The sequence below is a fragment of the Paenibacillus sp. P36 genome (genome assembly GCF_045866505.1).
GTDB lineage: Bacteria > Bacillota > Bacilli > Paenibacillales > NBRC-103111 > Paenibacillus_E > Paenibacillus_E chondroitinus.
This window is the reverse complement of sequence record NZ_AP038372.1, coordinates 8,258,343-8,278,884: the sequence shown is the minus strand read 5'-3', so window position 1 is coordinate 8,278,884 and position 20,542 is coordinate 8,258,343. Positions and strand designations below refer to the sequence as shown.

The 20,542-nt window shown below is 47.4% G+C and carries 16 protein-coding genes; 11 read left to right on the top strand and 5 right to left on the bottom strand.

The window, feature by feature from the left end; all coding sequences use genetic code 11:
* Positions 1 to 152: 152 nt before the first annotated feature.
* Positions 153 to 1,979, top strand: coding sequence for an APC family permease (locus ACKTT9_RS36180; RefSeq protein ID WP_407873183.1), 1,827 nt, complete (start codon positions 153 to 155; stop codon positions 1,977 to 1,979).
* A gap of 321 nt (positions 1,980 to 2,300) precedes the next feature.
* Here the strand turns inward: ACKTT9_RS36180 and ACKTT9_RS36175 are convergent, their stop codons facing one another.
* Positions 2,301 to 3,404, bottom strand: coding sequence for an IS4 family transposase (locus ACKTT9_RS36175; RefSeq protein ID WP_407869802.1), 1,104 nt, complete (start codon positions 3,402 to 3,404; stop codon positions 2,301 to 2,303).
* Positions 3,405 to 3,646: 242 nt separating this feature from the next.
* A complete protein-coding gene (locus tag ACKTT9_RS36170) occupies positions 3,647 to 4,168 on the bottom strand; it encodes a hypothetical protein (RefSeq protein ID WP_407869801.1) in 522 nt (173 codons plus the stop codon).
* Positions 4,169 to 4,463: 295 nt separating this feature from the next.
* On the opposite strand from ACKTT9_RS36170, the gene ACKTT9_RS36165 reads away from it, so the two are divergent.
* The 10 genes from ACKTT9_RS36165 (at position 4,464) to ACKTT9_RS36120 (ending at position 16,383) form a co-directional block, all read left to right on the top strand.
* Positions 4,464 to 4,880: a hypothetical protein gene (locus ACKTT9_RS36165; protein ID WP_157324233.1), complete on the top strand. Its 417-nt coding sequence runs from the start codon at positions 4,464 to 4,466 to the stop codon at positions 4,878 to 4,880.
* A 96-nt stretch (positions 4,881 to 4,976) separates the two neighbouring features.
* Complete coding sequence (locus ACKTT9_RS36160; protein WP_407869800.1) at positions 4,977 to 5,411, top strand: hypothetical protein; 435 nt, start codon at positions 4,977 to 4,979, stop codon at positions 5,409 to 5,411.
* A 160-nt stretch (positions 5,412 to 5,571) separates the two neighbouring features.
* Positions 5,572 to 5,649, top strand: a complete 78-nt coding sequence (locus tag ACKTT9_RS36155) for a potassium-transporting ATPase subunit F (RefSeq protein ID WP_379171775.1) — start codon at positions 5,572 to 5,574, stop codon at positions 5,647 to 5,649.
* A gap of 48 nt (positions 5,650 to 5,697) precedes the next feature.
* Positions 5,698 to 7,368, top strand: a complete 1,671-nt coding sequence (gene kdpA / locus ACKTT9_RS36150) for a potassium-transporting ATPase subunit KdpA (RefSeq protein WP_407873182.1) — start codon at positions 5,698 to 5,700, stop codon at positions 7,366 to 7,368.
* 30 nt (positions 7,369 to 7,398) lie between these two features.
* Positions 7,399 to 9,441 carry a potassium-transporting ATPase subunit KdpB gene (gene kdpB / locus ACKTT9_RS36145; RefSeq protein WP_407869799.1) on the top strand — a complete coding sequence of 681 codons (2,043 nt, stop codon included), beginning with the start codon at positions 7,399 to 7,401 and terminating at the stop codon, positions 9,439 to 9,441.
* A gap of 28 nt (positions 9,442 to 9,469) precedes the next feature.
* On the top strand, positions 9,470 to 10,033 hold the full coding sequence (kdpC, locus tag ACKTT9_RS36140) for a potassium-transporting ATPase subunit KdpC (RefSeq protein WP_407869798.1): 564 nt from the start codon (positions 9,470 to 9,472) through the stop codon (positions 10,031 to 10,033).
* A gap of 74 nt (positions 10,034 to 10,107) precedes the next feature.
* Positions 10,108 to 12,408: a histidine kinase gene (locus tag ACKTT9_RS36135; RefSeq protein ID WP_407869797.1), complete on the top strand. Its 2,301-nt coding sequence runs from the start codon at positions 10,108 to 10,110 to the stop codon at positions 12,406 to 12,408.
* Between the two features lie 4 nt (positions 12,409 to 12,412).
* The gene (locus ACKTT9_RS36130) at positions 12,413 to 13,945 is read left to right on the top strand and encodes an ATP-binding protein (RefSeq protein WP_407869796.1); all 1,533 of its coding nucleotides are present in this window, start codon (positions 12,413 to 12,415) and stop codon (positions 13,943 to 13,945) included.
* Positions 13,942 to 14,637 carry a response regulator gene (locus ACKTT9_RS36125; RefSeq protein ID WP_157324221.1) on the top strand — a complete coding sequence of 232 codons (696 nt, stop codon included), beginning with the start codon at positions 13,942 to 13,944 and terminating at the stop codon, positions 14,635 to 14,637. Before ACKTT9_RS36130 ends, ACKTT9_RS36125 begins: the two co-directional genes overlap by 4 nt.
* A gap of 72 nt (positions 14,638 to 14,709) precedes the next feature.
* Positions 14,710 to 16,383, top strand: coding sequence for a ribonuclease J (locus tag ACKTT9_RS36120; protein ID WP_407869795.1), 1,674 nt, complete (start codon positions 14,710 to 14,712; stop codon positions 16,381 to 16,383).
* A 566-nt stretch (positions 16,384 to 16,949) separates the two neighbouring features.
* On the opposite strand, the gene ACKTT9_RS36115 is transcribed toward ACKTT9_RS36120, so the two are convergent.
* From ACKTT9_RS36115 to ACKTT9_RS36105, 3 genes are all read right to left on the bottom strand, one after another.
* Positions 16,950 to 18,092, bottom strand: a complete 1,143-nt coding sequence (locus ACKTT9_RS36115; RefSeq protein WP_407869794.1) for an IS110 family transposase — start codon at positions 18,090 to 18,092, stop codon at positions 16,950 to 16,952.
* A gap of 410 nt (positions 18,093 to 18,502) precedes the next feature.
* Positions 18,503 to 19,495 (bottom strand): zinc-binding dehydrogenase, encoded by a 993-nt coding sequence (locus ACKTT9_RS36110; RefSeq protein WP_157324215.1) that lies wholly within the window; start codon positions 19,493 to 19,495, stop codon positions 18,503 to 18,505.
* Positions 19,496 to 19,634: 139 nt separating this feature from the next.
* The gene (locus ACKTT9_RS36105; protein ID WP_407869793.1) at positions 19,635 to 20,465 is read right to left on the bottom strand and encodes a hypothetical protein; all 831 of its coding nucleotides are present in this window, start codon (positions 20,463 to 20,465) and stop codon (positions 19,635 to 19,637) included.
* Between the last annotated feature and the right edge of the window lie 77 nt (positions 20,466 to 20,542).

Genomic DNA, 20,542 nt, shown 5'->3' with positions numbered 1-20,542 from the left:
ATCCAATGGATAGACTGGTAGTCACTCTGTACCATTTTATCACATAGCTTGTTCGACTTTTGTAGAAACTTGGCAGTAGGTTTTGTGGTTCTTATTCTATCTTAGGGGGTAATTTAAGGGAGGATGAACTCAAAACATTTGGCGGTGGTATGATGTTTTCTGCATTGAAAAGGTTACTCATCGGTCAGCCTTTGAAATCAGCCGAATTAGGGGAGCAAAAGCTGAATAAAACAAAGGCGCTAGCGATCCTGTCTTCTGACGCTCTATCATCAGTCGCATACGGACCTGAACAGATACTGATTGTGCTTATCACCATAAGCACCGCGGCTCTTTGGTACTCGGTACCGATCGGCGTGGGTGTGCTCGTTCTGTTATTGGCTCTCATTTTGTCTTATCGGCAAATTATTTTCGCCTATCCCCATGGGGGCGGGGCCTATGTCGTTTCGAAGGAAAATTTGGGTGTGAACGCTGGCCTTCTCGCAGGAGGGTCCTTGCTGGTGGATTACATCCTAACGGTGGCGGTCAGCATTTCGGCGGGAACCGATGCGATTACGTCTGCCTTCCCGCAGCTCCATCCGTACAATGTGGATATTGCTACTCTGCTCGTTGTCGCCATAACAATTTTGAATCTTAGAGGGATTACCGAATCTGCCTCCATCTTGGCCTATCCTGTCTATCTATTTATTTTGGCTCTGATTATATTAATCTGTGTAGGCTTGTATAAAGGGGTGACTGGCACAGTTACACCTGAGATGCATGCTCCTATAGGGACACCGGTTGCCGGGATTACCCTGTTCTTGTTATTGAAAGCTTTCGCATCGGGCAGCTCGGCCTTAACGGGTGTGGAAGCGATCTCCAATGCTATTCCGAACTTCAAGGATCCGGGACCGAAGAATGCCTCCAAAACCTTAGCGGCCATGGGATTGCTGCTTGCCATTTTGTTCTCGGGCATCGTGTATTTGGCTTATGCCTATGGCATTGCCCCTAAAGCGGAGGAAACCGTCGTCTCGCAGATCGCCTCTCAAACCTTTGGGAGAAATTACATGTACTATTTCATCCAAGGCACGACCGCGTTGATCCTTGTGCTTGCCGCGAATACCGGGTACTCGGCTTTTCCTTTACTCGCCGTTAATTTGGCCAGGGACAAATATATCGCTAGAATGTTCACGATCCGTGGGGATCGATTAGGGTATTCGAACGGTATTATTTTTCTGGCGATTATGTCGATCATTTTGATCATTGCGTTTAAAGGCCGAACAGAGCATCTTATTCCACTATATGCTGTGGGTGTGTTTATTCCCTTTACACTTGCGCAAACAGGGATGCTGGTCAAATGGGTGCGCGAAAAGCCCAAAGGCTGGATTGTTAAACTGACGATCAATTTGATTGGCGCTTTGATTAGCTTCACCGTCATGCTGATCTTTTTTATCACGAAGCTGGGGCAGGTATGGCCGGTGTTTATTTTCCTCCCTTTGATTGTTTATACGTTCCATAAAATCAAAAAGCACTACGAAGCCGTGAGCGAGCAGCTGCGGATCACAACGTGTGAGCCTTCTATCCCGATCAAGGGGAATGTGATGATCGTACCAGTCGCGGGAATTACCCATGTCGTGGAAAATTCCATGAATTACGCGAAATCGCTGGCGCCAGACCAGATTATTGCGGTGTATGTGGCCTTTGATCGGGAGGCCGAGAAGCAGTTCCAAGAGAAATGGGAGTGTTGGCAGCCGGATGTGCGGCTAGTCACCCTGCATTCTCACTATCGGAGCATTATTCAACCATTGACGAAATTCATCGATACTGTGGAGCATAAGGCGAACGAGTCGAATTTCCGGGTAACCGTCTTGATCCCCCAGTTTATACCCAAACGAAACTGGCAGCACATACTCCATAATCAGTCCAGCTTGCTGATCCGCGCGTTTCTGCTGTACAGGCGGGATCTGATCGTGACGACGGTACCGTATCATTTGAAAAAGTAGTTGTTCATAAAGTACAGGATACGGCGGTAATGCGCTATTTCTGTGCTTTTTTAACATATAAGAATGAGTTTAGGGGCTAACACGGGTCATCCTGTGGTGCCATGGGATGCTTCGTTGCACTTTGTGCAACAGGAGAGCGGTCTTTTGGTTGCAATCGCAGCCCTCGTTGCACAAAGTACACTCATTTTGGTGCTGTTGCCCGAAAAAAGCGGTTTGTAGTCCGTTATATTGTACTAAGTACAATATAGGGGAGTGCGGAGGGCAAAATGCGGTTATAATATTGCACAAAGTACAGGCCTGTTGATTTACCAATAAGTGGGTTCATGAGAAAGTAAAATTACTCGTCAAATAGACCAACCATTCTGCTTGCAAATCGTTCATACCAAATAACCGATCGAATTCGGCAAAAGATAACTGGGCACTTGGATGTACTTTGGAATTTCCTTGTTCAAATACAAATTTAAGCAAGACATATACCAATAAAGCTGTGTACAACTGGCCATAAACGGCATTTGGCGTTGTTCCAAATATCATCGGTACATTCAAATGCTGCTTAATCCAACGAAAAAAAACCTCGATTTGCCACCGCTTCTTATACATCTCAGCAATTTTTTCGACAGAGGGCCTATGTAGATTGGTTGCCAGAATAACAGGATTGCCATGCGGATCCTTTAGAATAACGACACGAAACCTATTTTTTGAAAGCGTCGACTTCGCTCCTAACTGACAGGTTAAATCTTGTTCAATTGTGCCAGCAAATGGACGTTTTCGTGTCCTCCGTTTAGGTTCATGAAAATGTGTGTTATCCCTGAGGCGAATCACGAAATATTGGTTTTGTTCCTGATAATCATCAAATTGTTTATGCTTACCATAAGCGCGGTCAGCTACTAGTATGAAACGGTCGTCGCGTACGTCATTACAGCTTAATAGATCTGGGCGATTCCCCGTTGTTTCTGTAACTTTATGTAGCTGACCTGCATCTGCAATGATTGAAACGTGGAGTTTAATTCCTGCTTTTTCACCTTTTAGCGGCGCCCATGGCCATCGTTCTTTACCAACCGTAATCTTAGTGGAATCCACTACAAGCAATTCCTTAGGGATACCTAAACGACGACGCGTTGGGCGATTACATTTCTGAATCATCAGACGCAACAGCTGCTTGAACACCTCAAATGGGACATCTTTGGCTTTTTTTGAAATCGTGGAGTGATCAGCTTTTACAAGTCCACAAGAAGACATGCGTTTTTCACCATCTCGGTAGCCGTCCCATTGCTGGAGTGCGGCTTGCGATAAAAAAAGAAAGAGATCATAAACAGTAAATTTCCGCGCAGAATCAACGTAGGACTCTTCTTTGATAAGAGGAAGCACTTCTTCTTTCGGTATAATTGTTTGCAGAATATTCGAGAACATAGTAGACTTTTTCATGAGGTCGCCTTCTTTCGGATGTTTGTAGGGGTACAAACAGTTTACCGAATGGGCGGCCTTTTTACCTGCCATTTTGTGGATAATCAACAGGCCTGCACAAAGTACAACATAGGGATTGCAATCGAGATATCGTCAAGTGGAGATGGAGCTCGTTCGTCGATAACGGAGGATGAGGTAGAGGTAGAGGTAGACATCGTCCATGTGGACGGTGTCTTTTTTATTTCTGGGATGGTGAGGTTGCCCTACAGCGTAGGGCTCCCTGTTTTTATCGTTTTCCCAAGGTGGTGCTCTCTTTGCACCCTCCGGATGAACGCTTGAAGTTCCTGCTCGCTTTCACATACCGCCGCGTGTTCTAACCAAAGGAAGAACCTTTTTTTACATATGGCGGAAGCATGCAGCGGAAAAGTTTCTCTTGATTTGACAACATACAGGCCAGAGGGAACATTCTTCCAAGGTGCTGTGAAATTCATGCGAATTGACAGTCTGGAGCGCTTCTCCCAATCTTGCTCCTTTTGTTTATTTCGTATGGACCTGTACATGTTCATGATCACGTAGTGCTCCGACATTTCGGTCCAATTGGCATAACCGGCTCGCTCTGCTTTTTGAATAATGTCTGACCTCTCCTTAGAGAACCAATACCCGACAATAACAGGGAAACGGTTAGCCTCTTCTAACCATAAGACACCGAACCATTCGTAAGTTAAGGGAATCGGATTTAACATTTCGGGGATTAACCCTAAATAATAACGGGGAGCGGAAGCCATCGTCATTTCTCCTTTGTACGTAAGACTTACAGCAATAATGTGTGTGTTTTGCTCCTCAATTGTAAGGCTGAGAGGAATAAAAATGGGGTAAAGAAACGTGGGGAAACCCATAAAAAAACGATAAAATGGCGTAAATGAAAGAAAACCGAAGCTTGAATAGCGAAAATTCATGCATGAATTATTTGAAAGCGCATCCATTCGTCTATACGGCAAAAAGAAGGTCGAGGCACGTTTTACAAGGCGGATCTCCAAGGCGTAAGATTCAGAGCATCAAATGAGGAGAGTGAATCTACACATGGTTCCCGAATGCAAGATTACCCGAATTGAATGCTATCGCTTTGATGATGAGTTATCCGACAAACTGCTGCCTGGACATGGCCGCGACTGCCATTGCGGCATGCTTTCCATCTCAACAAGCCTGGGAACAAGCGGTTTAGGAGATTATGAAATTCCGTGCGGCAATCTGAAGGGAGACTTCGTTCAATGGGCTGTTGTCTTTCAGAAGCTCAAAGGACTTTCCCTTGAGGATGGTTTGCATTATGTCCGTCAGAAAAAAGAGGCATGGGGAGAAGTAAGGACTCATGTGATCGAGTCCGCATTAACAGACCTGTCAGAGAAGCTTCAACATAAATCTATAGGCAACAAAGAATTGGATGTTCTATCGAATCGTTCTTATATTTTTGACCATTCAGAGGCCTATGTTTCTTTCTAAGCATGCGCATTTTTATGTTTTTTTTATATGCAGGCTAGGGATTCTTTACCTCATTTTTATACTGTTCGGCGTTACAATGAGTCAGGAAAGGAAGCGATGAAGGCCATGCAAAGCGATTTGCTGCTAATAGCTGCTCCAACCAAGGCAGGCGAGGAGTTTATGAAACAGATCAGGTTGGCTGGGTTTCCTTATGTTGCATTAACGAACAACAAGATGGAAAAACTCAAGCTAGAAGGGCAGGGAGTAAAAAAGATCATCCAGGTGGATACGTCACTACCGGGTTCACCCCATATTCCCGATTATCCGGTTGGGAGCATTATTCTATTCGAAGAAAGCTTGACGTTATGCTGCCGCTATATTCAGATATGCCGCAGTTGGACGTTAGGGCCGATGTATGTGATTACCCAAAGTGTAAATCCAAGATTGATTTATAAAGGGTTAGGCGCTGACTATGTTATTTATTCCAAAAACGGTGATGTGAAGTTCCTTCTATCATCTCTATTACAAACCAATAAACTAGGATCTGTCTGATTTGGAGGAGATGCGCGATGTACAACGATGTAACGATGGTCTTATTAATGGCATTAACCTTTCTGGGGTTTTGGGGCTTTATGAAATTTTGCGAAAAAGCGTAGGCAGGTTGATGCTTTCGATGCGAGTTTTTGAATGAAAACTTATAGGAGGCAACCAAATGATTGTGATTGGACTAATTGCGCTAGCGATCATGGTGTATCTAGGTTTTGTTTTAGTGAAGCCGGAGAAATTTTAATGGATAAATCAGAACTTATATAAAGCAGGGGGAGAACCTACTATGGGTATGGGATTGTTGCAAGTAGTCATCACACTGGTGATTATCATGCTTTTGGTGAAGCCGGTGGGCAGCTACTTGGTGAAAGTGTTTGGTTATGAAAAGAGTGGCTTGGATCGTGTGTTCGGCCCCTTCGAGCGTGTGTCCTATCGCCTAATGGGTGTTAAAGAAGAGGAAGCGATGGGCTGGAAAAAGTATTTAGGAGCTGTATTAATCGTCAACTTTGTCATGATGATCCTTATGTACGCTGTATTTCGGCTTCAAAAGTATCTGCCGCTGAATCCCGATGGAATTGATAATGTATCACCAACAATCGCTTTTAATACGGCTATTTCTTTTATTACAAATACGAACTGGCAAGCTTACAGCGGTGAAAATACACTGTCCTATCTCTCACAGATGGTAGGGCTAACGTTTCCGATGTTTACGTCGGCGGCAACCGGTTTCGCTGTAGCTGTAGCTTTTATCCGCGGATTAGTTGGCCGTCAAGACAATCTCGGAAACTTTTACGTGGATATGACAAGGGCGATTACTCGCGTATTTCTGCCGCTTAGCTTCATTGTTGCTTTAGTTCTAGTTTTTCAAGGTGTGCCTCAAACCTTGCTGGGCGCTGTTCAAGCGACAACCATTGAAGGGGCAGAACAAACGATTACTCGCGGTTTAGTTGCTTCTTTTGAATCAATTAAACATATCGGCACTAACGGTGGCGGATGGTTCGGGACGAATGCTGCGCATCCCTTTGAAAATCCAACGCCATTTACGAATATGATCCATATCATTTGTATGATGCTTTTGCCTACTTCACTCGTCTACGCATTCGGACTAATGATTAAGAACAAGAAGCAAGGCTGGACCGTATTCGCTGCTATGGGAATTATCTTCCTGGTTATGCTCTCCACGGTGTTCTACGCGGAGTATAAAGGTATTGCTGCCGTAGATGCGTTGGGCGTTCATGGCAATATGGAAGGCAAGGAAGTTCGCTTCGGATTATCCGAAACGGCCCTTTTCACAACCGTTACTACAGCAGCTACAACAGGCTCTGTTAATGCGATGCATGAATCGCTTACACCGCTAGGAAGCATTGTTCCTTTTGCGGAAATGATGTTAAATAACGTATTTGGCGGCAAAGGGGTCGGCTTATTAAACGGACTGCTTTATCTCATCTTGTCTGTATTCATTTGCGGACTGATGGTTGGACGTACGCCAGAATTTATGGGCAAAAAGATTGAAGGTAAAGAAGTGAAGCTGGCTGCGATCGCGATTCTGACGCATCCGCTCATCATTTTAGCACCGACGGCTTGGGCGTTGATTCGTCCTGAATCGGTCACGTCCATAGCGAATCAAGGGATGCACGGCCTATCTGAAGTTCTGTATGCTTTCACCTCCGGTGCAGCCAATAACGGATCTGCCTTTGGCGGTTTGAGCGCTGGAACGAACTTTTATGCAATGAGCATTGGTCTTGTCATGCTGGTTGGACGCTATATTTCCATTATCGCCATGCTGGCTATAGCAGGCTCACTTGCTACTAAGCGTGTTGTGCCCGTTACAACAGGTACGCTTCGGACGAATACACCTTTATTTATGGGGATTTTGATCATGATTATTTTAGTTATCGGTGCTCTAACGTTCTTCCCGGCGCTGGCATTGGGACCGATTGCTGAACATTTAGCAGCGCGTTAAGGATAGACGTAATAGAGAGGGAGGATTTACATGGCAGTGGAACGTAAAAAAACATTAACAAAAGAAATTGTCAATCAAGCTATCGTGGATTCATTTAAGAAATTAAATCCATGGGTAATGATTAAAAATCCGGTCATGTTCGTCGTAGAGGTAGGTACCGTCATTACCTTTCTGTTATCACTTGCACCTGACCTATTTGGCTCGACGGAAGTAGGCAGGGCTTATAATATCGCGGTCTTTCTGATTCTGCTCTTTACCCTGCTGTTCGCGAACTTTGCGGAAGCTTTGGCAGAAGGGCGCGGCAAGGCGCAGGCTGACTCTCTACGGAAAACGAAGTCCGATACGAAAGCTCGTCTGGTTCAAAAGGACGGCTCCTACAAGGAAGTATCTTCTACTACACTCCGTAAAGGCGATATCGTTCGGATCGAAATCGGTGAGATCATCCCTTCCGATGGAGAAATCATTGAAGGTTTGGCTTCCATTGATGAATCCGCCATTACAGGTGAATCCGCTCCTGTTATTAAGGAAGCGGGAGGCGACTTCTCTTCCGTAACCGGCGGTACACGGGTAGCGTCCGACTATATCGTTGTCAAAGTGACGACCGATCCTGGTGAATCTTTCTTAGACCGTATGATTGCACTCGTTGAAGGCGCGAAACGGCAAAAAACGCCGAATGAGATTGCTTTAACAACACTGCTTGCCGTATTGACGCTGATCTTCTTGATCGTCATTATGACCATGGTGCCAATGGCCCAATATTTGAATGTGAAATTGGAGATTTCCACGCTGATCGCGCTGCTGGTCTGTCTGATTCCGACAACCATCGGCGGTCTCTTATCCGCGATCGGTATCGCCGGGATGGACCGTGTCACACAGTTTAACGTGCTTGCGATGTCCGGTAAAGCGGTTGAAGCCGCAGGCGACATCGATACGATGATTTTAGATAAAACAGGAACCATCACCTTTGGGAACCGCATGGCGTCCGAATTCGTTCCTGTAAGTGGCGTGACAGCCAAAGATATCACGTTTGCTTCTCTTCAAGCTTCGGTCAAAGATGAAACACCGGAAGGGCGCTCCATTGTTGAGCTTGCCAATAAACTTGGCGAATCCTGGCAAACAAATGCTTACGAAGGTGCGGAAGTTGTCGAGTTCACGGCTGAAACGCGTATGTCCGGGCTTAACCTTGTAGGAGGCTCCAAGGTACGTAAGGGCGCTGTTGACGCGATCAAAAAATATGTAACAGCTTTAGGCGGTAAAATTCCTAATGATCTGGAGACGATTACGAACCGAATCGCTAAGGCCGGAGGCACTCCGCTTGCTGTAGCAATAAATGATCGAATCTACGGTGTTATTTACCTCAAAGATACTGTAAAACCGGGCTTGAAGGAGCGTTTTGCCGAGCTGCGTTCGATGGGGATCAAAACGGTCATGTGTACAGGGGATAACCCGCTGACAGCTGCAACAATTGCTCTTGAAGCCGGTGTTGATGAGTTTATTGCAGAGGCGAAACCGGAAGATAAAATCGCTGCGATTAAAAAGGAACAGCAAGAAGGCAAGCTTGTAGCGATGACAGGCGACGGAACGAATGATGCTCCTGCTCTGGCGCAAGCGGACGTAGGTTTGGCGATGAATTCAGGCACCATGGCGGCGAAGGAAGCCGCTAACATGATCGATCTGGACTCGGATCCAACCAAACTGCTTTCCGTTATTTCCATTGGGAAACAGCTGCTGATCACACGCGGAGCTCTAACGACCTTCTCTATCGCGAATGATATCGCCAAGTATTTCGCGATCATTCCTGCGATGTTTATCCTGGCGATGCCGCAGTTGCAGGCCTTGAATATTATGAATCTGGCCTCGCCGGAATCGGCTATTCTATCCGCTTTAATTTTCAATGCCATCATCATTCCGCTGCTGATTCCAATTGCGATGAAGGGCGTTAAGTATCGCGCAATGTCAGCGGATCGATTGTTGTCCCGTAATGTTCTGCTATATGGGATTGGCGGGGTCATCGTACCATTCATCGGGATTAAAATTATCGATATGATACTTCACGGATTAAATATCGTTTAAAGAGAAAGAGAAACGAGGAGATAGCGTCATGAAATCGGTTTTTATAGCAATTCGTGTATCTATATTGTTCATGATCGTTTGCGGGCTCATTTATCCGCTGGTTACGACGGGCGTGGCTCAAGTCTTATTCCCCAAGCAAGCGGATGGAAGTCTGATTGAATCCGGCGGAAAGGTAATCGGCTCGGAATTGCTGGCTCAGGGCTTCGAGTCCCCTAAGCTGTTTCACCCAAGGGAATCTACGGCGAAGTATGATCCCAAAGCTTCTTCCGGCTCCAATATGGCGGTAGCTTCAAGCGATTATGCAGCTGCATTGGCAGAAAAGATTGATGCTTTGAAGAAGGAAAATCCAGCCCTAACCGATATCCCAGCTGATTTAGTCACATTGTCCGGCTCCGGCTTTGATCCGGATTTGTCACCGGAAGGGGCCAAAGCCCAAGTGCCTAGGATCAGTAAAGAAACAGGAATCGCGGAGAACGTGCTTAACGGTCTCGTTGATCAGTTTACAAAAACCAGACAGCTCGGTTTTCTTGGTGAGCCGAGGGTGAATGTAACAGAACTAAATATAGAGCTGCTGAAACAAGTGAAGTTGTAAGCAGCTGACAACCACTCTCGATAGGTCGAGAGTGGTTTCTGCGTCATTTTGAGGAGAAAGGAGAGGATGCTGGATTGGATGGTTTCAAAAGGAAAACGCCGGAAGAAATTCTATTATCCATCTCCAAATTGCATCGCGGGAGTCTGAAAATCTATATCGGCGCAGTCAGCGGCTCAGGAAAGACGTACCATATGCTGCGGGAAGGGCATAATCTCAGGCAGCAGGGGATTGATGTGGTCATCTGCGCGGTATCTACGCTCCAAAGGCCGGAAACCGTGGAACAATTAGGAGATTTGGAAAGAGTACCGAGCATTCATTGGATGAAGGACGGCACCGAGCAAAAGGATTTAAATCTGGACGCTTTAATGGAGAGAAATCCGGAGGTTGTGCTTGTAGACGGGCTGGCCCATCTGAATCGACCGGATGCCCGTTTTCCTACGCGCCTGGATGATATCAAGTATCTGCTAGCTAACAATATTAGTGTGATAACCACTGTGAATGTGTATGAGCTGGCAGCCGCGATGGAAGTCGCACATAAGTTGACGGGGATTGAAGTGGGGCATTGTGTGCCCGCAGATACGCTGGAGCTGGCCGATGAGGTTCGCTTAATTGATGCAACGCCAGAAATGATTCTGAATCGACTGGAAGAAGGGCATCTCAAGGGAAATAAAGACACCGCTTTATTCAAAAGAGGCAACTTAGGCGTATTAAGAGAATTAGCCTTGCGTCTCGTTGCAGAGGACGTTAACGATTCGCTGGAAGCGCATCGTGAGCAGATGGGGATTCTGGGGCCTTCAGGCGCCACAGAGCGCATCCTGGTAACCGCCCAATATCATTGGAACGGTTCCATTTATGTGCGGCGAGGCCAACAGATCGCGAAGCGGTTGAACGGTGATCTTCATGTTGTGACGCTGCGTAAGTTCAATAAACCGCTATCGAAGGAAGCCTCCGCTTTTCGCAGATCGATTATGAAGCTTGTCGAGAAAGTCGGCGGTAAGTTCGAGGAGCTTCCGCTACGATTTCGCCGTTGTATTCCTAAAGCCTTGGTTGATTATGCCATTCATCATAAAGTAACCCGTATTGTCTTGGGGCATTCCAAACAAACCAAGTGGCAAACCTTTTGGCAAGGATCTGTGATCAATGGCATTTTAAAAAGAGTCAAGAATGTCGATGTGTTCCTGGTTGCTGATCGTGCCGCACGGGATGGGGAGCGCATTCTTCCTGCCCACATGCAGGTATCGAAGGAGCCGTACAAATATAAGCGTCTGAGCAGGCAAGAGGTTCAAGCAAAGATCGAGAAAATCAAACGCGGCAGGTTCAAAGTGTATATTGGCGCCGCCCCAGGGGTAGGAAAAACATATACCATGCTGCGGGAAGGCAATGATTTGCTTAAGAAAGGCATCGATGTGAAGATCGGGCTGCTCGAAACGCATGGGAGAAAGGGAACCATCGAACAAATTGGCGAGCTAACCATTATGCCTCGGGCAGAAATTGCCTATCAAGGCGTAAGGCTTGAGGAGATGGATACGGAAGCCATTATTAAGGCGCGGCCTGAAGTCATTTTAGTTGATGAATTAGCCCATTCGAATGTACCCGGCAGTAAATATAAAAAGAGGTATGAAGATGTGCTGGACATCCTGGAAGCAGGCATATCCGTCATTGCAACGGTCAACGTTCAGCACTTGGAAAGCTTAAACGATGCCGTTGAGCAAATTACCGGAATTCGGGTTCGTGAAACGGTTCCTGACAGCATTCTTCGGGCGGCCGATGAAGTGCAATTAATTGACGTGGCACCTGAAGCTTTGCAGCTTCGCATGAGGGAAGGCAAGATTTATGCGATGATCAAAGTGGATCAAGCGTTGAATAACTTTTTTAAAACCGGGAATCTGATCGCTCTTCGGGAACTGGCTTTACGTGAAATTGCTGATGATGTAGATGAACGTCTGGAATCTATGGAGCGCAAGAGCTCCCTTCGAGGCCCATGGCGGAGAAAAGAGGTTATTTACGTCTCCATCACGGAGATATCACAAGCGGACCGCCTCATTCGCCGGGGATTTCGAATCGCACACCGGCTGAAAGCAGCTTGGTACGTAAGTTTTATCGCAGTGGGGAGTGGCGAGCAATTGAAGCCTAAGCTGGAAAAGCTGGAAAAGCTGACGGTTAGGCTCGGTGGCGAGTTTGTGTATCAAGAAGTGATGAGCCGTAAAGCCGTCCCGGCTGTGTTTGCCTCTCAAGCAAGTGTGGCAGGGGCCACGCAAATGATCGTATGGAAAGACGCTACAGTTAAGAAACTGCTGCCGCTTGCTTCCCAAATGGATGTGCTCATTGTCGCCGATTACGAACTATGGCAATCCGCAGAAAATAAGGTAAAATGAGAGCATGATGAATAAAACAAATAGTTGGATGAGATGGAAATCCTACGTGATGACAGCTCTTTTTATTGCTGCGGTCACTTTATTTTTAAAAGCTTTTAGCGACTTTTTAGGCTTGGTGAATGTCTCTCTTTTCTATCTGCTTCCAGTTCTTTTTAGTGCTGTGCGTTGGGGAAGGGGGCCTTCCTTTTTTGCAGCGGCAATCGGCGTATTATCTTTAGATTTCTTATTTGTCCCTCCTGTATTTAGCCTTACAGTTGCGGATTTGCGTTATTTGATCTCATTTATTGTCTTTATATCGGTTGCCGCTCTCACGGCGAGCTTGGCTTCGAAGCTTCGCAATCAGATTCATCAAGCACAGCAGAGTGAAGCCAGTACGGCTGCCCTGTATGCGTTAAGCCGTAAAATTACGGCCATTTCCGATTTAGAAGGACTTCTTAATCAGATTGTACAGCATGTTTCCGAAGCATTAAGCGCAAAAGCTGCTATTCTATTACCCAATCCATTGGGTGAACAGCAAGTAGGAGCCTATTCCAAGGATGGGATGGAATGGGTGACAGATGAATCCCACTTGTCTATCGCGGCGTGGGTTTACAATCATCATGCGAGCGCGGGGCGTGGCACACACTCGTTGAGGGAGTCCTCAACACTCTATGTCCCGCTTGAGACAGATCATCAAGTTCACGGCGTATTAGCTGTGTATGTCGGTGAACGGCCGTTAACGGAGATGCCGGAGCTGATTCGCTTTATTGAAGCACTCTCGGATCTGGTGGCTGTTGCGATTTCTCGCGTCAAGCTGGCTAATGAAGCGAAGGTGGCGCAGCTGACAGCCGAGTCTGAGAAGCTGCGAACGGCGCTGCTGGACTCGCTCTCTCATGAGCTGCGAACACCGCTAGCTACCATCATAGGCTCTGTGACGGGGCTGTTAGAAAGCGAAGCTGTATTTAGTCCTGAAGATCGACGTGAGCTGCTGCTAACGATTCGTGAAGGGTCAACAAGGATGAATAGGCTAGTAGGGAATTTGCTTGGTATGGTCCGGATTGAAAGCGGCATGCTGCGGTTAAATAAGCAATGGTGCGGGATTGAGGATATTGTCGGTGTTGCCCTTGCCCAGCTGAAGGATGCTTTGCAGCATAGGAAGGTAAGCATTCGGCTTGCTCCGGAGCTACCTTCCGTCCCGCTGGATGATGTGCTGATCGAACAGGTGCTGATTAATGTGATCAGCAATGCCATCAAGTATTCGCCGGAGGGCAGCGAAATTGTGATCGAAGCGGCGCAGCGCCGGGAAACGCTTGAATTGACCATCAGGGATGAGGGAGCGGGAATTGCGGCAGAGGACTTGGATCGGATTTTTGAAAAGTTTTATCGGGGACAATTAACCAAACATATCCCCGGTACAGGACTGGGGCTTGCGATCTGTAAAAGCATCGTGGAAGCCCATGGCGGGCAAATCGTAGCCCAAAGAAATGAGCCCAAAGGAACGGCTATTCATATCAGTTTGCCGTTACAATTCGCTGAGAAACAGGGGGATGGAGCATGACAGCAACTGGTGCGAAAATTTTAATCATTGATGATGAGGCGCAAATTCGCAAGCTGTTGCGAGTAACGTTGAATGCGCATGGCTTCGATGTGACGGAAGCTGCAACGGGCCAAGAGGGTTTATTGCAGGCCACGATGGTTCGGCCGGATCTCATCGTGTTAGACCTCGGATTACCGGATATGACAGGGATGGATGTGCTGCAGCATATTCGTGAATGGTCGCAGGTCCCGATCATTATTCTTACCGCCCAAGACCAGGAGCAGGATAAAGTGGCTGCCTTGGACCGAGGGGCCGATGATTATGTAACAAAGCCCTTTGGCATGGGAGAATTTATGGCACGCATGCGGGTGGCGTTACGCCATATCGCGAAGACGCAAGATGAACCTGTGTTGAAATTAGGGGATCTGGTGATTGATTTATCCCAACGGGTTGTGGAACTTCATGGAGAGAAGCTCAAATTGACGCCTACGGAGTACGATTTGCTAAAAGTGTTAGCCCTCAACAACGGTCGCGTAATGACGCACCGCCAATTGCTCAAGCAAGTATGGGGCGGTTCCCAGTATGAATCCGACAGCCAATATCTTCGGGTATATGTCGGCCATTTGAGGAAGAAAATCGAAGAAGATTCGACAAGACCCCGATATATTCTGACGGAGCCGGGAATTGGTTACCGTTTTGCTTGGCAAGAATAGCCCCTTCTTGTATAGCCTTACATCACTTGTGGGAAATTAACGCAAATGAAAGCGACACAGGGGGTAAGTAAGGTGACCAAGCTGGATCAGCAATTATCGGTCTTCTCCTTAGGCGGTATTAATGAAATCGGTAAAAATATGTACGTCGTCCAATATGCCAATGACATTGTCGTGATCGACTGCGGCTCTAAATTCCCGGACGAAACTTTGCTGGGCGTTGATCTCATTGTTCCTGATATTACTTATTTGATCGAAAATAGCGATAAAGTCCGCGCACTGGTTATTACGCATGGGCATGAGGATCACATCGGAGGCATTCCCTACATCCGCAAACAAATCAATGTACCCATCTATGCAACACGCTTAACGATAGGGCTCATTGAAGTGAAGCTGAGAGAGGCCGGTTTGCTAGCAGGTACCAAACTGATCGAGATCACCTCCGATTCCACGGTTGACCTTGGCAGCATCACGTCTACTTTCTTTAAAACTAATCACAGCATCCCCGATTGTCTTGGGGTTGTTTTTCATACGCCCGAGGGAGCGGTTGTCCATACGGGAGATTTCAAATTTGACCTTACGCCGGTCAATAATCAATATCCGGATATTCATAAAATGGCGGACATTGGCTCGAAGGGGGTCATGCTGCTTTTATCCGAGAGTACGAATGCCGAGCGTCCGGGTTATACGCCTTCGGAAAGCCATGTCGGAAAGCATCTCGAGGAGGCTTTCCATAAAGCGAAGCAAAAAGTGTTCATCGCCACCTTCGCTTCCAATGTCCACCGGCTTCAGCAGGTGATCGATGCCGCGCAAGCGACGAATCGTCAATTAGCCTTGCTGGGCCGCAGTATGGTCAACGTCGTGAAAATAGCTTCCGAGCTGGGCTATTTGACGGTTCCTGACGGCATGCTGGTGGAGGCGGGAGAGATCGGCAGCTTGGCTTCCGAGCGGATTGCCATTCTCTGCACGGGCAGCCAGGGAGAGCCGATGGCCGCGTTATCCCGGCTATCTCGCAATAATTACAGGAATGTAGAAATCCATCGGGGAGACACGGTCATCCTCTCCTCATCGCCGATTCCTGGGAATGAGCGCAATGTCTCTAAGACGGTAGACAATTTGTTTAGCCTTGGCGCGGAGGTCATCTACGGCTCAAGCTCAGTGACCGGCATGCATGTTTCCGGCCATGGCAGCCAGGAAGAGCTTAAGTTAATGCTGACGCTCATGAAACCAAAGTATTTTATTCCGATTCACGGCGAATATCGAATGCTTCATCAGCACCGCATTTTGGCGGAGTCAGTTGGCGTCGAGCCTGCTAACATTTTCATCCTGAACAATGGGGATGTTGTAGATATCAAGGATGAAGCGGCGACGCAAAGCCGCAAGGTCACGGCGGGCAACACCCTGGTCGATGGATTGGGTGATGTGGGGAATATTGTTTTACGTGACCGGAAGCAGCTTTCGGAGGATGGGATCCTTATCGTGGTCCTTCTTCTCAGCAAAACGGATGGCAAAATTTTATCCGGACCCGATATTATTTCGCGCGGGTTCGTCTATGTGCGTGAGTCTGAGGATCTCATAGATCGAGCGAGCATTTTGGCCGCGGATACGGTGAACAGACTGCAGACAGGGCAGGAGCCGTTGAACCAATGGAATGTGCTGAAAATTAATGTGAAAGAAGTGCTCGGGCGCTTCTTTTATGAGAAAACCGGCCGCAGACCTGTGATTCTCACGATTATTACGGAGTTCTAGAGGGAGGGGGCGTAGCTGGTCGCGGCCACTAACCCCCTGAATGGGAACTACAGGGCGCTGATATGAACGAAACCTGCAACTCCTAGCACGGAGTTCCTTTTTTAGGCATCACGAAAGTTAGCCTGTCAAGTGCTCTTCTTTACAGGCGGTCTGTTTTTCCATACTAGATTCTCGGATCGGCTGATCATGCCGATCCTGCCTTACGGCGAGTAATGGGGTGCAGGGGGCGTGCTCCCTGCGTTCTTATTGGTTGAAGGTGACTCACAACGTCTACATTCCTTGGCACGAAGGCAAAATGAATTGGCGCCGGCTGGCACGCTGATATACGTGGATTTTCACAAGTTATGAATACGACCAGAGAGTGAATCCTGCTTAGACTATTGACGTGCATAAAGCCCATTATTTCGGCTTTGCACAAGCGCCCTTCGCGGGTTTTCTCTCTGCCTTGCTTAGTACTTTGCCTTCGAGCCAAAGAATGTAATTCATTTGTGACGATCAAGCTTCTTGCATCATCGTCCTTTTATTGATTTGTTTAGAAATGTGAACTGAACGGACCAACCCTTAGTTCAACAAGAACGGCCTATTTGCACGAGGTCGTTTTTGTCTTTTTCTATTTCTCTTGCTATCGCCCATATAAAGCCTAGTAACTCCCTGGCAACTGCTGTTACAACTTTACCTCGCTGTTTGCCTTTTGCGGACAAACGTTTATATTTTTGATGAAGTCGCTTTTGTGCGTTCCATGCCACTTCCTGTACGGCAGAGCTTAAGCCATCTAGCCGCTCTCGAAGGGCTCTTCGGATGGCAGGCGAGTGACGATAGTTCCATGCTGCCTCAATGACTACGCGACGAATGTGTGCGTTTCCGGCCTTTGTTATCCCGCCTTGCCACCTGCTGCCTCCACTCGATTTTTCACTCGGAACTAATCCCGCGTAGGACATTAATTGCCCAGGATGAGCGAAACGCCCTGTAATATTTCCCAGTTCCGCTGCTAATGTAGTTGCTGTGATTAGTGCAACTCCTCGAAGTGCTTGCAGGGCTTGAATAAGGGGAGCCAGGGAACTGGAAGCAACTTGTTTTTCCATTTCTTTCTCGTATCTCGCAATTCGTTGTCCAGCTTCCCGGATACAATTACGATATTCCTGAAAGACGATATCTTCACAATCTTGGTCGAAGCGCAGCGTATCTAGCCATTCTTCATGAGCACGACTCCATTTCGTCTTCCCTTTAGGAAGCAGCAATTGATGCCTCAGTAGAAATTTCATTAACCTTTGTCTACTTCGATTCTGATCTTCGACGGCATCCTCGCGCGCTCGGACGAGGTCGCGTAGTGCCTCATCTTCTACAGAGGGGACGTAAATTGGGGTTAACTCCCTAGCGCGCCACAATTGTGCAAGACGAAGGGCATCTCTCTTATCTGTTTTTATCCGTGTATTCGTAGTTAAGGAGATTGGTGCAACAACACTACATTCAACAAAAAATTCTAGAAACCAGCGTTGAAGAACGAAACCTGTCGGGCCAGCTTCATAACAAACATCTAACTTGACGTTGTCTTCTTTGGTTAATTGCCCGATAAGTTTACGAACGGCTTCTTTTGTATGGTCAATACTTCCCCAGTATCTGGGTAGTTCATCTCGACCTTCATTTGCAATGGCAATTACAATTTTATCTTTAGATACGTCTAAACCAACATATTTTGTGGTAATACTCATAATAAACCGACTCCTTTTGTGTTTAGCTCTGATTTTGAGGCTGGAATGTTTTAACACCAACCAGTGTTCTCAAAATTAACCTACGTATACGCAAAGTGGCAGTCGGTTTCGTTCATTTTAACTATTTCTACAAAATACGCCCTTTTGGTCGCGGAGTGGGAACTAGGGGCCGTTATTTCTCAACATTTGGCTGAATCCCAGCCCAATGTAAAGAAATAACGCCCTGTAGTTCCCCAACCGGCCACGAACTCCCGCTATTCGCAGAAATAGCGGATCGTAGTTCCTCTAAGTTGGCTCAGCAGCAGCCTCTGTAGTTCCTAGGCTACGCGAATAGGCACGCGGCACCTCACTCAACGAAAAAGACTGTCCATCAAGTAGATCACTCTACTCAATGGACAGTCTTTTCAATTCTATACAGGCCGCAGCAGCACTTTGCCTGAGGTCATGTTAGCCGCATACTGTTGGATGGCATCTACCGTCTGACAGAGTGAGAATGTTTGGCTAATCTCGGTCTGGATCTGCGATCCGACCGACTTCTTCATAGAGCCCTGCAGCGAGAGCAGCTCAAAGATGGATTGGGTCTTCACCCAGTCGGACGCCCAGAAGCCTGTGATCCGTTTGCGGCGGAAAACCAGATCATCTGCGTTGATCGTTGTTGTGCTTCCTCCCAGGAGACCGTATTGAAACAACGTGGAGCCGTCCGGCAGCGCCGAGAGCACGGTGCCTGTCAGGTCTCCGCCTATGGCATCGAAGCATACGGTAGCTCCAAGGTCATGAGACTTCCGTCTGAGTTCGTCTTCGAAGGCGGGGGAGCTGCTGTTCACGATATGCTGTCCGCCTATCTCTCTAAGGAGCTGCGCATGCTCATCTTTGCGGACCACACTGATGACGGCCAGACCGTTCTCTCTGCCGAGCTTCACCAGGATTCTGCCGAGTGCGCTGGCTCCTGCCGTTTGTACGATGGCCTTGGACTTATGCTGCTTGGCAATCTTCACCATAGCCATGGCGCTTGCTGGATTAACGAAGAAGACAGCGCCCTGCTCGTCCGATACATGGTCGGGCAGAACCATGCAGGTCATGGCGCTTGCTTTCGTATACTCCGACCAGGAGCCGTAGACTTCGGATACGAAGGCTACGCGTTTTCCTTTCAGCATGCGGGCTACGAGGCTATTGCCCGTTGCAATGACCGTTCCGCACCCTTCCATTCCGCCAACCGATGGCAATGCGCGTTTAATGCCATAATTGCCGGAAAGAAATAATAAGTCAGCGGGATTAATAGAGGCCGCATGCACCTTGATGAGTACTTCGTTACTGTCTATTTGGGGAATTAACGTTTCGCCGAATTCAATGCCTGAAACCCCGCTGTATGTCTTAATCAGCGCTGCTTTCATCGTTTGTGCCATATGGAAGTACCCACCTATCAGTAGATGTAATTATAACTAGTTAATGTACACTGTATTATATAATACGCAGTGAACGGGTAGGTTTTGATAACATCAAATTTACACAAAGATTTGGTCAAAAAGGGACCGTGCAGCGCGATTATAATTGATTCATGAAACCGTGGGCGATATTCAGGTCGGAGGGCATGAATTTGCTGGCGCCAGATTTAATTAGCCCGGCAAGGACGACACAATTCGAGGCGATGGCGCCGCGCATCCATTTCGGATCGAAAGGGGAATTGTTTTCTAAAGCTGAAAGCTCGAGAAGAGCCAGTTGTCTGGTAAGTTGAGTAAAGTCGCTCCTTGAGCAGTAGAGGTCCTGTTCAAGCTCGATCTCGAAATGGCGCAGATACGTTTTCTCGCCGCCGGTGTAAGCGAACGGCCCCAGTGATGCGGGTAAGCGGGAGGAGAGCCATTTGATACAGGTCGTAATTTGCCTTTGATGCGGCGCTCCAAGTAACTGGAATTCTTGATTAAGATCCGAAATGCCGAAAGGAATGAGATAAGGCGCTTCGCACTCCTTGGTAATAATCTGGATGCTGCCGCCTCCGACATTGATGACGTCAAGGTGGCTGGGGATATCCGATTCGCTTATCGCTTTGCGCAGCAGCTCCGCTTCTTCTTTCTGACTGATCGTCCGATAGGCAATTCGCAGATTTCTGCAAATCTCCTCCATATGTTCAGAGAGGTGCGGCGACCTTCGCATCGCTTCCGTCCCGAAGGCCTCAATGTTTCCGAGGGGGGAGCCTTCCAAGAAGGAGCCTTGTGTGGACAATAAGGACTTAAGTTTATCTTCAATGGATGGAAGGCAGACTTCGCTCTCCAAAAGCTCCCATGTGAGGACATCCACTTGTTCGATACCAATCTCTGATTTCTTGAATACTTTGGCGCTATGACTGCCCAAATCCAAAATTAATTTATCACTATTCATAAGAGTTCACCTGTTACTCCCTTTAGTAATGGTTATCGCACTGTGAATCCCTGTTTAGTTAGTTGCCATCTGATGTA